The organism is Citrobacter sp. RHBSTW-00881 (assembly GCF_013728515.1).
GTDB lineage: Bacteria > Pseudomonadota > Gammaproteobacteria > Enterobacterales > Enterobacteriaceae > Citrobacter > Citrobacter braakii.
In genome coordinates, this window is the sequence record NZ_CP056269.1 from 1,088,232 (window position 1) to 1,100,711 (window position 12,480).

The 12,480-nt window shown below is 54.0% G+C and carries 13 protein-coding genes; 4 read left to right on the top strand and 9 right to left on the bottom strand.

All coding sequences use genetic code 11. From position 1 onward, the window contains the following. Positions 1–1,134 carry an NADH:flavorubredoxin reductase NorW gene (gene norW, locus HV311_RS05200; RefSeq protein ID WP_049268539.1) on the bottom strand — a complete coding sequence of 378 codons (1,134 nt, stop codon included), beginning with the start codon at positions 1,132–1,134 and terminating at the stop codon, positions 1–3. Continuing rightward, positions 1,131–2,579 (bottom strand): anaerobic nitric oxide reductase flavorubredoxin, encoded by a 1,449-nt coding sequence (gene norV, locus HV311_RS05205; protein ID WP_049268540.1) that lies wholly within the window; start codon positions 2,577–2,579, stop codon positions 1,131–1,133. The genes norW and norV overlap by 4 nt, the downstream gene beginning before the upstream one ends. Positions 2,580–2,769: 190 nt before the next feature. Here norV and norR point away from each other — a divergent pair, with 190 nt between their 5' ends. Continuing rightward, positions 2,770–4,287 carry a nitric oxide reductase transcriptional regulator NorR gene (gene norR, locus HV311_RS05210; RefSeq protein WP_047414247.1) on the top strand — a complete coding sequence of 506 codons (1,518 nt, stop codon included), beginning with the start codon at positions 2,770–2,772 and terminating at the stop codon, positions 4,285–4,287. On the opposite strand, the gene gutQ is transcribed toward norR, so the two are convergent. From gutQ to srlA, 7 genes are all read right to left on the bottom strand, one after another. Beyond that, entirely contained in the window at positions 4,284–5,249 is a 966-nt protein-coding gene (gutQ, locus tag HV311_RS05215; RefSeq protein WP_131379923.1) for an arabinose-5-phosphate isomerase GutQ, read from the bottom strand. The genes norR and gutQ overlap by 4 nt on opposite strands. Beyond that, complete coding sequence (gene srlR / locus HV311_RS05220; protein ID WP_003037350.1) at positions 5,242–6,015, bottom strand: glucitol operon DNA-binding transcriptional repressor SrlR; 774 nt, start codon at positions 6,013–6,015, stop codon at positions 5,242–5,244. The genes gutQ and srlR overlap by 8 nt, the downstream gene beginning before the upstream one ends. A gap of 70 nt (positions 6,016–6,085) precedes the next feature. Then, positions 6,086–6,445, bottom strand: a complete 360-nt coding sequence (gutM, locus tag HV311_RS05225; RefSeq protein ID WP_016154172.1) for a transcriptional regulator GutM — start codon at positions 6,443–6,445, stop codon at positions 6,086–6,088. A gap of 97 nt (positions 6,446–6,542) precedes the next feature. Next, complete coding sequence (gene srlD / locus HV311_RS05230; protein ID WP_003037345.1) at positions 6,543–7,322, bottom strand: sorbitol-6-phosphate dehydrogenase; 780 nt, start codon at positions 7,320–7,322, stop codon at positions 6,543–6,545. 17 nt (positions 7,323–7,339) lie between these two features. Then, on the bottom strand, positions 7,340–7,702 hold the full coding sequence (srlB, locus tag HV311_RS05235) for a PTS glucitol/sorbitol transporter subunit IIA (protein ID WP_103928514.1): 363 nt from the start codon (positions 7,700–7,702) through the stop codon (positions 7,340–7,342). Between the two features lie 13 nt (positions 7,703–7,715). Then, positions 7,716–8,687 (bottom strand): PTS glucitol/sorbitol transporter subunit IIB, encoded by a 972-nt coding sequence (gene srlE / locus HV311_RS05240; protein ID WP_191220808.1) that lies wholly within the window; start codon positions 8,685–8,687, stop codon positions 7,716–7,718. Beyond that, entirely contained in the window at positions 8,684–9,247 is a 564-nt protein-coding gene (gene srlA / locus HV311_RS05245; protein ID WP_016154169.1) for a PTS glucitol/sorbitol transporter subunit IIC, read from the bottom strand. Before srlA ends, srlE begins: the two co-directional genes overlap by 4 nt. Positions 9,248–9,511: 264 nt before the next feature. Here srlA and mltB point away from each other — a divergent pair, with 264 nt between their 5' ends. From mltB to recA, 3 genes are all read left to right on the top strand, one after another. Further along, complete coding sequence (mltB, locus tag HV311_RS05250; RefSeq protein WP_032947148.1) at positions 9,512–10,591, top strand: lytic murein transglycosylase B; 1,080 nt, start codon at positions 9,512–9,514, stop codon at positions 10,589–10,591. 191 nt (positions 10,592–10,782) lie between these two features. After that, positions 10,783–11,280 carry a nicotinamide-nucleotide amidase gene (gene pncC / locus HV311_RS05255; protein ID WP_016154167.1) on the top strand — a complete coding sequence of 166 codons (498 nt, stop codon included), beginning with the start codon at positions 10,783–10,785 and terminating at the stop codon, positions 11,278–11,280. A 92-nt stretch (positions 11,281–11,372) separates the two neighbouring features. Further along, positions 11,373–12,437: a recombinase RecA gene (gene recA / locus HV311_RS05260; protein ID WP_016154166.1), complete on the top strand. Its 1,065-nt coding sequence runs from the start codon at positions 11,373–11,375 to the stop codon at positions 12,435–12,437. Positions 12,438–12,480: the final 43 nt, after the last annotated feature.

A 12,480-nucleotide genomic window follows, 5' to 3' on the forward strand; every position in this document is an offset into this window, starting at 1 on the left:
TTACACGGGCAGCGTTTTCAGCAGCGCAAAGGCCTCTTTCATGCGGTCTTCGCTGACGACAAAGGCACATAGCTGGCCTGCATCGTTCATCCCTCTGGCCACCATCCCTTGCACTTCGGCGGCAATATGCCAGTTCAGATCGCGGCGCTGGGTTTCCCCAGCCAGATGCAAGGGTAATTCCGGCGTTTTGACTTTTACCAGCATGGCAGGCAACTTCAATGGTGCATTGCCGCCGAGCAGGTTTTTCGCCAGATACATGGCGCTCAGCTGAATCGGTTGCAGGAACGGGAGTACCTGACTGTTAATTTCCGCACAGTCGCCGAGAGCATAAATGTCCGGGTGGCTGGTTTGCAGGTAGCTGTCGACGCAGACGCCGCGATTGATGTTCAATCCGGCGCGACGCGCCAGCGCGGTTTCAGGGCGCAGACCCGTAGCGGCGATCACCGCATCGACTTCTACGCTGCGGCTACGATCGAGCGTGGCGCGAATCCCCGACTCCGTTTTCTCCAGCCCCTGAAGCTGCGATTTCAGCAGCAGGTGTACGCCCATATCGGTCAAACGATGCTGTAAGCGACTGCTTACTTCTGGCGGCATCAGCGAAGCCAGAATGCTGGCGGCGTTGTCGATAAGCGTCACCGCTTTACCAGCACGACAAAAATCCATCGCCAGCTCGCTGCCAATCAAGCCGCCGCCGACAATCAGCACCCGTTGGGCGTCACGCAGTTGTGTTTCACAGGCGCGATACTCTTGTTGGCTGTTCAATGTGAACATTAACTCACGTCCGGTAATCGGCGGTACGAACGCCGACGCTCCCGTCGCCAGCACCAGTTTGTCGTATGGCCACTGTTGCTCCTGGTTTTTCACTACGTGAGCATCGGCATCGATGTCGGTTACCCAGGTGTGCGGAAAGAGGCGCAAATTAAACTGTTCGGCAAACTCCCCCGCCGACTGGCGGGTGAGGTCGTCTGCACGTTGCGACTGACTGATAACATGGCTGAGATCGGGCTTGTTGTACTCATCCATACTGTCTGCAGCAATCAGGGTCAGCGGGACATCTGCATCCTGCTTACGGATATTTTTGACTAACTGGCGGGCGGCGAAGCCTGAACCAATAATGACAATTCCGCGGCTCATTTTGCCTCCGTTGCCAGTACGTCAAAGACGTCTTTACCTAATGAACATTCCGGGCACAGGAAGTTATCCGGCACGTCGCTCCACGGTGTTCCCGGCGCGACATCCTGCAGCGGTTCACCTTTTGCCGGGTCGTAAATCCACTGGCATACGCTGCACTGCATGCTTGGACCAAGATCAGCGGTAGCCGCAGCGGCACAGGCGCACTCTTCCTCTTTGGTTGCCGTTTTGACGATTGTTTCCGGCAGCGGAGCAAGCGCCCACTGACGTGCGATTTCACGGCCATGCTGGCGACACAGTTCCAGCGCGTCCAGATCCGGACGCCATTTCGCTTTCAGACTCAGCGACATCTCGAAACCGGCATCCTGCAAGCGTGTGGACAAACGGTCTACCGCACCGCCGCTCCAGCCGTGTGAACCAAAGGCGCTGGCGCGTTTGTTACGAAAACGCAGGCCGGTCATCTCTTCTACCAGACCGGCGATTTTTGGCATCATTACGTTATTCATCGTTGAAGTACCAACCAGCACGCCTTTAGAGCGGAAGACGTTAGTCAGGACTTCGTTTTTGTCGCTACGGGCGACGTTAAAGATTTTCACCGCCACGTTCGGGTCAACTTCGTTGATGCCCTGGGCAATGGCGTCCGCCATCATGCGGGTGTTGTTGGACATGGTGTCGTAGAAAATGGTGATACGGTCTTCCTGATAGTCAGCCGCCCATTTCAGATACATTTCAACGATTTGTGTCGGGTTGTCGCGCCATACCACGCCGTGGGAAGTGGCAATCATATCCACCGGCAGGTTGAAGCCGAGAATCTCAGTGATTTTCGGTGTAACCAGACGGCTGAACGGCGTCAGGATGTTGGCGTAGTAACGCTGGCACTGTTCGAACAGTTCGGTCTGGTCAACTTCGTCGTTAAACAGACGTTCATCACAGTAGTGCTGGCCGAAGGCGTCGTTACTGAACAGCACCGCATCGCCGGTCATGTAGGTCATCATGCTGTCAGGCCAGTGCAGCATCGGCGTTTCAACGAAGATCAGCTGCTTAGCGTTGCCAATGTCCAGCGAGTCGCCGGTTTTCACCACGTTGAAGTTCCACTCCGGGTGGTGGTGGTGCCCGTTGATAGAGTCAATAGCGTTGGCTGTGCAGTAAATTGGCGTGTCAGGGATGCAGGACATCAGCTCAGTCAGCGCACCGGCATGGTCCTCTTCCGCGTGGTTAATGATGATGTAGTCGATATCTGCCAGGTCAATTTCACTGCGCAGGTTCTGCACGAATTCACGGCTAAACTTGTGGTCTACTGTATCGATCAGGACATTTTTTTCTTCACGGATGAGATAGCTGTTGTAGCTGCTACCGCGCAGCGTTTTATATTCAGTCCCGTGGAAATCACGAACTTCCCAGTCACGTTGGCCAACCCAATGAATGTTATTTTTAACCAGAATAGACATAGCAACCTCAGTAATTAATTCAGCGTTTTTCTAAAAAAGATGTTTTGCTTATTGCAGGTTGCGTGCCAACTTTTTATTTGTTGATTTTAAAGGGTTTGTTTTTTAATGCCTATAAGGTGGTAGTCAAAATGACTATTCATTTTATTGTCAATATGACAATATGAATTGTCAAAATGACAATGAGGTCGTCATGAGTTTTTCCGTAGACGTGCTGGCGGGTATCGCCATTGAATTACAAAGCGGTATTGGACATCAGGACCGTTTTCAACGCCTGATAACCACCTTGCGTCAGGTGTTGGAGTGCGACGCGTCGGCATTGCTGCGCTATGAGTCGCGACAGTTTATTCCGCTGGCGATCGATGGGCTGGCGCAGGACGTTCTCGGCAGGCGCTTTACCCTGGAAGGGCATCCTCGTCTGGAGGCGATTGCCCGCGCCGGGGACGTGGTTCGTTTCCCTGCTGACAGCGATTTGCCAGACCCTTACGATGGGCTGATTCCGGGCCAGGAGAGCCTGAAGGTACACGCCTGCATTGGCTTACCGCTGTTCGCCGGTCAAAATCTGATTGGCGCGTTAACGCTGGATGGCATGGAGCCCGATCAATTCGATGTTTTCAGCGATGAAGAGCTTAGGCTGATTGCCGCGCTGGCGGCGGGCGCGCTGAGCAATGCGCTGCTGATTGAACAACTGGAAAGCCAGAATATGTTGCCGGGCCCGTCGACGGCCTTCGAGCAGGTGACTGAAACCCAAATGATTGGCCTGTCGCCCAATATGCTGCAGTTGAAAAAAGAGATTGAGATTGTGGCGGGATCCGATCTCAACGTACTGATTAGCGGCGAAACGGGGACCGGGAAGGAGCTGGTAGCTAAGGCTATCCATGAAGGTTCGCCGCGCGCGGTGAATCCGCTGGTGTATCTGAACTGCGCGGCGTTGCCGGAAACCGTAGCGGAAAGTGAGCTGTTTGGTCACGTAAAAGGCGCCTTTACCGGGGCTATCAGCAATCGTAGCGGTAAGTTTGAAATGGCTGACAATGGGACGCTGTTTCTCGATGAGATTGGCGAGCTCTCGCTGGCGTTACAGGCTAAGTTGCTACGTGTGTTGCAGTACGGCGATATTCAGCGTGTGGGTGACGATCGCAGCCTGCGCGTGGATGTTCGGGTGCTGGCCGCAACGAACCGTGATTTACGAGAAGAGGTGCTGGCCGGGAATTTCCGTGCGGATTTGTTCCACCGTCTGAGCGTCTTTCCCCTTTCCGTACCGCCCCTTCGTGAACGCGGCGAAGATGTGGTGCTGCTGGCCGGTTATTTTTGCGAACAATGTCGGCTGCGGCTGGGACTTTCCCGCGTGGTGTTAAGTCCCGGCGCGCGTAGCCATCTGTTGAATTATGGCTGGCCCGGGAACGTGCGTGAGCTGGAACATGCCATTCACCGGGCGGTTGTTCTGGCAAGGGCCACCAGGGCAGGGGATGAAGTGGTGCTTGAAGCGCAGCATTTTGCCCTGCAGGATGAAACCCCGGCTCTGCAGGCGGAGGTTGTTGCGGAGATCCCGCAGCATCGCAACCTGCGTGAGGCAACGGAGTCATTCCAGCGGGAGATGATCCGCCGGGCGTTGGCGCAAAATAATCACAGTTGGGCGGCAAGTGCGCGGGCGCTGGAAACAGATGTCGCCAACCTGCACCGGCTGGCGAAACGTCTGGGGCTGAAGGATTAGATAATACCTGCCTGATAGAAATCCTGCAGGTTGATAGCACCGGTGAGTTTACCGTTTTCATCTACCACCGGTGCGGCAGTGATTTTGCGCTTCATCAGGATCTCTTTGGCGTCAATGGCGCGGCTCTGGGCCTGCAGCGTAATGCCATTATGGGTCATTGCTTCGCTAACCTGAGTGGTGAGCGCTCCGCCGCCAACCAGCCAGCGGCGCAGGTCACCGTCGGTAAAGACGCCTTTCACCAGCGACTCGTCGTCGCAGACTGCCACCAGGCCAAGACCCGTACGGCTTAGTTCCAGCATCGCGTCCATGACGCTGGTGGTGAGCGTCACCTGCGGAATGGCATCGTCACGGCGCATCAGATGATGCACTTTATTTAACAGACGAGCGCCCAGCGCACCCGCCGGATGCGAGCGGGCAAAATCTTCTTCGTTAAAGCCGCGCGCCTGCATTACGGCGATTGCCAACGCGTCGCCCATCATCAGAGTGTTCACGGTGCTGGAAGTCGGTGCCAGGCGCATCGGACAGGCTTCGCGCTCAACAGAAATATCCAGCACGGCTTTGGCTGCCAGACCCAGCGGTGAGGTCGGTTTTCCGGTCATAGCCAGCAGAGCGATGGACTTATCTTCCAGGCGCGGAATGATGAGATCCAGTTCTTTTGCGCCGCCGGAGTAGGAAATAAACAGCATGACATCACGGCTTTCAATCATCCCTAAGTCGCCGTGCAGCGCTTCAGCCGGATGCACAAAAAAGGCGGGCGTGCCGGTACTGGCGAGGGTCGCGGCTATTTTTTTGCCAATATGGCCTGATTTGCCAATCCCGGAGACAATCACTTTGCCTTCGCAGTGGATGATAGTATTGGCGGCGCGGACAAAATCATCGCCCAGTCGTTCAGGCAGTCGGCTGGCTTCCTGTAGCTCCAGCATTAACGTCTGACGGCCCGCGTTCAGTAGTGCATCACTCATTGGTTTCTCCGGTTATGATCACTTCAATCCCTTTTGCTTCCAGCGCCTGACGAAACGCAGGGTCGATACCCGCATCGGTAATCAGCTTGTCGACGCTTTCCAGACTGCACACAACATTGGGGCTTTTGCGTCCAAATTTTGACGAGTCAGCCATCAGAATCACTTCGCGAGCGGCATTGCACATCGCTTTACTGACGCTAAACACCTCATTAAAGGTGGTCACGCCGGCATTGAGGTCAATGCCGTCGGTGCCCATGAAGAGTTTATCAAAGCTGAACTGCTCAAAGGCGTTTTCTGCCAGCTGACCGTGAAATGACGCAGATTTTTTGCGAAAGGTCCCGCCGGGCATCAGGATAGTTTGCTCGTTGTCCAGCTCTGAAAGGGCGTTAACAATGTGCAGACTGTTGGTCATGACGGTGATGTTGCTAAAGCGGGTGAGCATCGGCACCATCTGCAATACGGTGCTGCCCGCATCCAGAATAATCGAGTCGCCATCGTGAATAAAACGGACGGCGGCTTCAGCAATCTGCTCTTTTTTATGCGTATTGATTAGCGTTTTGTGATCGATTGGCGGGTCGGATTCGTCTTTATTTAATACCACGCCGCCATAGGTACGAATGACGGTTCCGGCATTCTCCAGAATGACCAGGTCTTTGCGAATGGTCGTGCCGGTTGTGTCAAAGTAGTGGGCCAGTTCTTCAACCGAGCATTTCCCCTGCTTTTGCAGGTGCTCCAGTATGGCCGCCTGTCGCTGACGAGGTTTCATAGGCGTGATTACCCTGACTTATTAGGTTGCAAAATGATAATTTCGCAAGCTATTAGCATTCACAACGAAATTACCCATGTTTCAGTTTAAGCGCCAATGATAGTGCATTCTGCGCTAGCGGATCATGGGGAAAGATCACATCAGGCTGTAAATCATCAAGATGTTTGCCCATTATCGTGGCAATTTTACCGGGCCTGGCAAATACAGTAAGACCTTTCATAAATAACGAATCGGTAACCCGCTGCTGTTCATCCAGCGCGATGGCGACCACCACGCGGGGTTTAAACCGTCCACCGGAACGACCTACGCCAACCCGACCCCGCTGGCAGAGTTGATCAAACGCCCGGTTAAAGCGGGATATTTGCCAGCCACCGAGCGCCAGTTGCAGGCACCAGGCGATAGCGGCGACGGTAATCAGTGCGGAAACCATAATGTGCTCCTTTGATTTTGCCGGATGGCGGCTGTGCCTTATCCGACCAGATGTGTGTAGGCCCGGTAAGCGCAGCGCCACCGGGCAATCATGTTTCTTAGAACATCACCTGACCACCGGTCACGTTAATGGACTGACCGGTGCAGTAAGAGGCTTTCGGGCTGGCGTAAAACAGCAGCATGTTCAGCACGTCCTGATAATCGCAGCCGCGCTTAAGCGGAACCTTATCAATGTAGTACTGCTCGACTTCGTCTGGCTTAAGGCCAAGCTTGGTCGCATATTGCGGTAATAATGACTGAAACATCGGTGATTTCAGCAGATTGCCGAGCATCAGTGAATGCACGGTGATCCCGTACTCTGCCAGATCCAGCGCCAGCGACTGGGTTAAACCTACGCCGCCAAATTTTGCCGCGCTATAGCCTGAGTTGTGTTTACTGCCCACTTTCCCTGATTTAGAGTTGATCTGGATAATGCGTCCCTGGACGCCATCGCGGATCATCAGGCGTGAAAATTCCCGTGCGCAGAGAAAGTAGCCGACCAGATTCACCTGCAACGAGCGATCGAAATCCCCAAGCTGAAAGTCGCTGATAAACGCGGCTTTTGCGATACCCGCGCTGTAAACCAGCAGATCGACGCGGCCAAATATTTCATCCACTCCGCGCGACAGCGCCAGCACACTCTGTTCGCTGGTGGCATCAGCGCCAAAACCGTAGGCGGTGCCTTCGCCAAACTCGGCGTTTATTTCCTGCGCGACGTTGGCGGCTTTATCGCTTTGGATATCCACCACCGCGACGCGGTACCCTTCTGTCGCAAGCCCACGGCAAAGGAATGCCCCCAGGGTCTGGCCTCCACCAATGACAACGGCAACCTGATTCATCTTTATCTCCTTCAATCTTAAGCAATAAACTTCAAAATACAGCCCGGTGCGATACCGTCCGGTACGGGGCCCGCAACGTGTACGGTGCCGGGAAATTCCGCTTCACTCAGTCCGTCAAAACGCAGAGTGATATGCCCCAGTTCACGTAAGTTTTGTTCCGCCACGTTGCCAACGGCTGTGACCGGGTAGTGATGCTGGCCTAGCTCCAATTGGATCCCAGCCTGCAAAGAGCCGTTCAGCTCCCCATGGCAATGAATGAAGCAAAATTCTTCGATATCCGCAGGCGCGCCTTCACGAAAGGTAATTAGCATCTGGTCGCAGAGTGCATCCGGGGCACTCTGGCCGATGCGGGTGATGGTGGTTTCATAAATCACGGTCATTTTTGAGTGCCTCTTATTGGTAAATAAAGCCGGAAACAAACCAGGCGATGAGAACGGTCGGTGCGCCGGTCAGAAAACGACTCACCAGTACGGATGGCACACCGACGCGGACCGTGTCCTGGCGCGCTTCGGCTAGCGACAATCCGACTGGAATAAAGTCGCATGCCGCCTGAGCGTTAATGGCGAACAAGGCAGGTAGCGCCAGATGCGGAGGAATGTTCCCCAAACCAATCTGTACGCCGATCAGGACGCCGATAACCTGGGCGATGACCGCACCAGGGCCGAGGAAAGGGGACAGCAGCGGGAAAGAGCAGATCAGCGCCAGGGTTACCAGCCCCAGCGGATGGCTGGCCAGCGGTGCGAGTCCATGGGCAATCCAGTCCCCCAGGCCAGACGCCATAATGATGCCGATCAGCGCCGAGACGAACGCCATAAACGGCAGAATGGTTTTCAGGACGGTATCGATAGTGTCTCGCCCGGCCTGAAACAGAACCGCAACGGCTGAACCCATTCCCATGCCGACTTTTGCCAACAGACCGTCGCTTTGTTCGGTAATTTTCTTGCTGGTGTCGTACTCGCGACCCATCGTGCTGTTTGCAGGCGTTGGCGCAGCGGATGCTTCACCGATAACGCTAATGTTTTCTTCTTTCACGCCGGAGACATAGATATCTTCGATAATATATTGGGCCAGCGGACCGGATTTACCCGTCGCGTGAATATTCACTGTTGGTATACGGCGTTTTGGATAGATCCCGCAGCGCAGCGTGCCGCCGCAGTCGATGATCGCCACGCCAATTTCGTTCTCTGGCGGCTCGCCTTCTTTGAAACCATCAACGGCCTGCCAACCTGTCAGGCTGGCTATCCTGTCGACTATTGCGGGGCGAGTCCCTGCGGTGATATAGACAATTTTCTTGCCTGGCACGGCATCCAGTTCAAGCGGGCCGCCCCAGCCGCCGGTGCCTTTTTCAATACGAATACGCGTCATGATGCAGCTCCCGCCAGATGTACTTTCTGCTCAAGTTGAATGCCCATTTTTTTCTCAAAGATGGTGGTGGTGAAATCGGTCACCCAGCCGCGGAAGAAGTTGGTCACCAGGCCGACCAGCAAATAGCTCACCGCCAGCGGGCCGAGCGGAAGACCCAGCGTGGTCAGACCGCTGGCGATCCCCAGATAGACGAACAGCTCACCGGGATTGATGTGGGGAAATAAGCCGTTCATTGAATGGCAGCTGTAAGAGGCGGCTGCGTAGTAGCTGGGCTTGAACTTTTCCGGCATAAAGCGGCCCAGGCTCAGTGTCATAGGATTACAAAACACAAATGTGCCGATGCACGGCAGCAGTAGATAGCGGGACAGCGGGTTTCCGGCGCAGCGCTGGGCAAAACGTTCAATACGTTGCTGACCGATAAAGTTAATCAGCGCATTCATGATGACCAGCAGACTGATCAGCAGAGGCAGAATACCGGTCACCATGCCGGTAAACACCTCTCCGCCTTTCTGGAACAATCCGATAAACCACTCAGCACCGAGTGTGATGGTGTCGATCATTATTCTCTCCTGTAGGGGTTTTAGTTATCTTGCCAAACGGTAACTAATTTTAATCAGATCGAAAGATTTAAAAGTGTTATTTTGATCGCAAAATGAAAGATAAATATTTTAATTTGAAAGATTGTGCGTGAGAACGCGCAAATGTGCCGGTCAGGAGTGTAAGAGGGGGGAAATTCTGTGAAGGAGAGCGACTACTGCTTCCTTGTGTGGCGGAGGATGCTTTACCATACTTCTCCCAGGCTGAATTTGTTTAATGGATGTCTCATGTTCAAGCGTCGTTATGTAGCGTTACTTCCCCTTTTCGTATTGCTTGCTGCTTGTAGCAGCAAACCTAAACCTTCAGAGACTCAAACGACTACGGGTACGCCATCCGGCGGCTTCCTGCTTGAGCCACAGCACAATGTCATGCAAACGGGCGGCGATTTTGCCAATAATCCGAACGCGCAACAGTTCATTGAGAAAATGGTGAACAAGCACGGCTTTGACCGCCAGCAGTTGCAGGAGATTCTGTCGCAGGCCAAGCGTCTGGACTCGGTATTGCGTTTGATGGACCGCCAGGCGCCGACGACTCAACCGCCAGCCGGACCTAACGGTGCATGGCTGCGGTATCGTAAACAGTTCATCACCCCGGATAACGTACAAAACGGTGTGGCCTTCTGGAACCAATATGAAGATGCGCTGAACCGTGCATGGCAGGTCTACGGCGTACCGCCGGAAATTATCGTTGGCATTATTGGCGTAGAGACTCGCTGGGGCCGCGTGATGGGTAAAACGCGGATTCTGGATGCGTTGGCGACGTTGTCGTTTAACTATCCTCGTCGTGCGGAATATTTCTCTGGTGAACTGGAAACCTTCCTGCTGATGGCGCGAGATGAAAGCGACGATCCGCTCGATTTGAAAGGTTCTTTCGCAGGGGCGATGGGCTACGGCCAATTTATGCCATCTTCCTATAAACAATATGCCGTTGATTTCAATGGCGATGGTCACATTAACCTATGGGATCCGGTTGATGCTATCGGTAGCGTGGCGAACTATTTCAAAGGCCACGGTTGGGTGAAAGGCGATACGGTCGCGGTTCCGGCGAATGGCCAGGCGCCTGGGCTGGCGAACGGCTTTAAAACCCAGTACAGCATTTCTCAGCTTGCCGCCGCAGGCCTGACGCCGCAGCAGTCTCTGGGTAATCATCAGCAGGCCAGCCTGCTGCGACTGGATATCGGTACCGGTTATCAGTATTGGTATGGACTGCCAAACTTCTACACCATCACCCGCTATAACCACAGTACCCACTATGCAATGGCCGTGTGGCAATTGGGTCAGGCGGTCGCGCTGGCGCGCGTGCAGTAATCATTTGTTATCGGTCTACAGGGGCAATTCCTTGTAGACCGAATACGCTATCCTGGTGCGTTATCCGGTACTCTTTTGAATGCGGTTTATCTATTTTCTGAATGCCCCTCGTAAAATTGTCTCCTCATCCCCATCTTGGTTATGAAAGTGCTATCTTGTCCGGCATATTTTTTTAACTGACAGAGGCTGAAATGACCGACAGTGAACTGATGCAGTTAAGCGAGCAGGTTGGCCTGGCGTTGAAAGCGCGCGGGGCAACCGTGACGACGGCGGAATCCTGCACCGGCGGCTGGGTAGCCAAAGCAATTACGGATATTGCCGGCAGCTCCGCCTGGTTTGAGCGCGGGTTTGTGACCTACAGCAATGAAGCCAAAGCGCAGATGATTGGCGTGCGCGAAGAGACGCTGGTCCAGCATGGGGCGGTGAGCGAACCTGTGGTGGTGGAGATGGCGATTGGCGCGCTAAAAGCGGCCCGCGCGCATTTCGCTGTTTCGATTAGCGGTATTGCGGGGCCAGATGGCGGCAGTGAAGAAAAGCCCGTGGGGACGGTATGGTTCGCTTTTGCCAGCGCGAGCGGCGAGGGGATTACCCGCCGGGAATGCTTCAGCGGCGATCGCGATGCGGTACGTCGACAGGCGACCGCCTACGCGTTACAAACCCTGTGGCAACAATTTCTACAAAATACTTGATACTGTATGAGCATACAGTATAATTGCCCCAACAGAACATTATCTATCACGTTTCGCGGTTTAACCCGAAAGCGGCATGACAGGAGTAATTAATGGCTATCGACGAAAACAAACAGAAAGCGTTGGCGGCAGCGCTGGGTCAGATCGAAAAGCAATTCGGTAAAGGCTCCATCATGCGCCTGGGTGAAGACCGTTCCATGGATGTGGAAACCATCTCCACCGGTTCGCTTTCTCTGGATATCGCATTGGGCGCGGGCGGTTTGCCAATGGGCCGTATCGTTGAAATCTACGGGCCTGAATCTTCCGGTAAAACGACGCTGACCCTGCAGGTTATTGCTGCCGCACAGCGCGAAGGTAAAACCTGTGCGTTCATCGATGCGGAACACGCACTGGATCCCGTCTATGCGCGCAAGCTTGGCGTTGATATCGACAACCTGCTGTGCTCTCAGCCGGATACCGGTGAACAAGCGCTGGAAATCTGTGATGCGCTGGCGCGCTCCGGTGCGGTTGACGTTATCGTTGTCGACTCCGTTGCCGCATTGACGCCGAAGGCAGAAATCGAAGGCGAGATTGGTGACTCTCACATGGGCCTTGCGGCACGTATGATGAGCCAGGCCATGCGTAAGCTGGCCGGTAACCTGAAGCAGTCCAACACGCTACTGATTTTCATCAACCAGATCCGTATGAAGATTGGCGTTATGTTCGGTAACCCGGAAACCACCACCGGTGGTAACGCCCTGAAATTCTATGCTTCTGTTCGCCTGGATATCCGTCGTATTGGCGCGGTGAAAGAAGGCGACAACGTGGTTGGTAGCGAAACCCGTGTTAAGGTCGTGAAAAACAAAATTGCAGCGCCGTTCAAACAGGCTGAATTCCAGATTCTTTACGGTGAAGGTATCAACTTCTACGGCGAACTGGTTGATTTGGGCGTGAAAGAGAAGCTGATTGAAAAAGCCGGTGCATGGTACAGCTACAACGGTGAGAAAATTGGTCAGGGTAAAGCGAATGCCACTAACTGGCTGAAGGAAAACCCGGCAACGGCGAAGGAAATTGAGAAGAAAGTACGCGAGTTACTGCTCAATAACCCGGATTCAAAACCAGACTTCTCTGTTGATGACAGCGGTGAAGATGTAAAAGAAACGAACGAAGATTTCTGATAATCTGACGTTATCGCACATAGAAGGGCTGCATACGATGCAG

Excerpts from the sequence above, each read along its gene's own strand:
- srlB (WP_103928514.1), bottom strand. The coding sequence starts at position 7,702 with ATGACCGTGATTTATGAAACCACCATCACCCGCATCGGCCAGAGTGCC.
- mltB (WP_032947148.1), top strand. The coding sequence starts at position 9,512 with ATGTTCAAGCGTCGTTATGTAGCGTTACTTCCCCTTTTCGTATTGCTT.
- srlA (WP_016154169.1), bottom strand. The coding sequence starts at position 9,247 with ATGATCGACACCATCACACTCGGTGCTGAGTGGTTTATCGGATTGTTC.
- gutQ (WP_131379923.1), bottom strand. The coding sequence starts at position 5,249 with ATGAGTGATGCACTACTGAACGCGGGCCGTCAGACGTTAATGCTGGAG.
- norV (WP_049268540.1), bottom strand. The coding sequence starts at position 2,579 with ATGTCTATTCTGGTTAAAAATAACATTCATTGGGTTGGCCAACGTGAC.
- norR (WP_047414247.1), top strand. The coding sequence starts at position 2,770 with ATGAGTTTTTCCGTAGACGTGCTGGCGGGTATCGCCATTGAATTACAA.
- pncC (WP_016154167.1), top strand. The coding sequence starts at position 10,783 with ATGACCGACAGTGAACTGATGCAGTTAAGCGAGCAGGTTGGCCTGGCG.
- gutM (WP_016154172.1), bottom strand. The coding sequence starts at position 6,445 with ATGGTTTCCGCACTGATTACCGTCGCCGCTATCGCCTGGTGCCTGCAA.
- srlR (WP_003037350.1), bottom strand. The coding sequence starts at position 6,015 with ATGAAACCTCGTCAGCGACAGGCGGCCATACTGGAGCACCTGCAAAAG.
- recA (WP_016154166.1), top strand. The coding sequence starts at position 11,373 with ATGGCTATCGACGAAAACAAACAGAAAGCGTTGGCGGCAGCGCTGGGT.
- norW (WP_049268539.1), bottom strand. The coding sequence starts at position 1,134 with ATGAGCCGCGGAATTGTCATTATTGGTTCAGGCTTCGCCGCCCGCCAG.
- srlE (WP_191220808.1), bottom strand. The coding sequence starts at position 8,687 with ATGACGCGTATTCGTATTGAAAAAGGCACCGGCGGCTGGGGCGGCCCG.
- srlD (WP_003037345.1), bottom strand. The coding sequence starts at position 7,322 with ATGAATCAGGTTGCCGTTGTCATTGGTGGAGGCCAGACCCTGGGGGCA.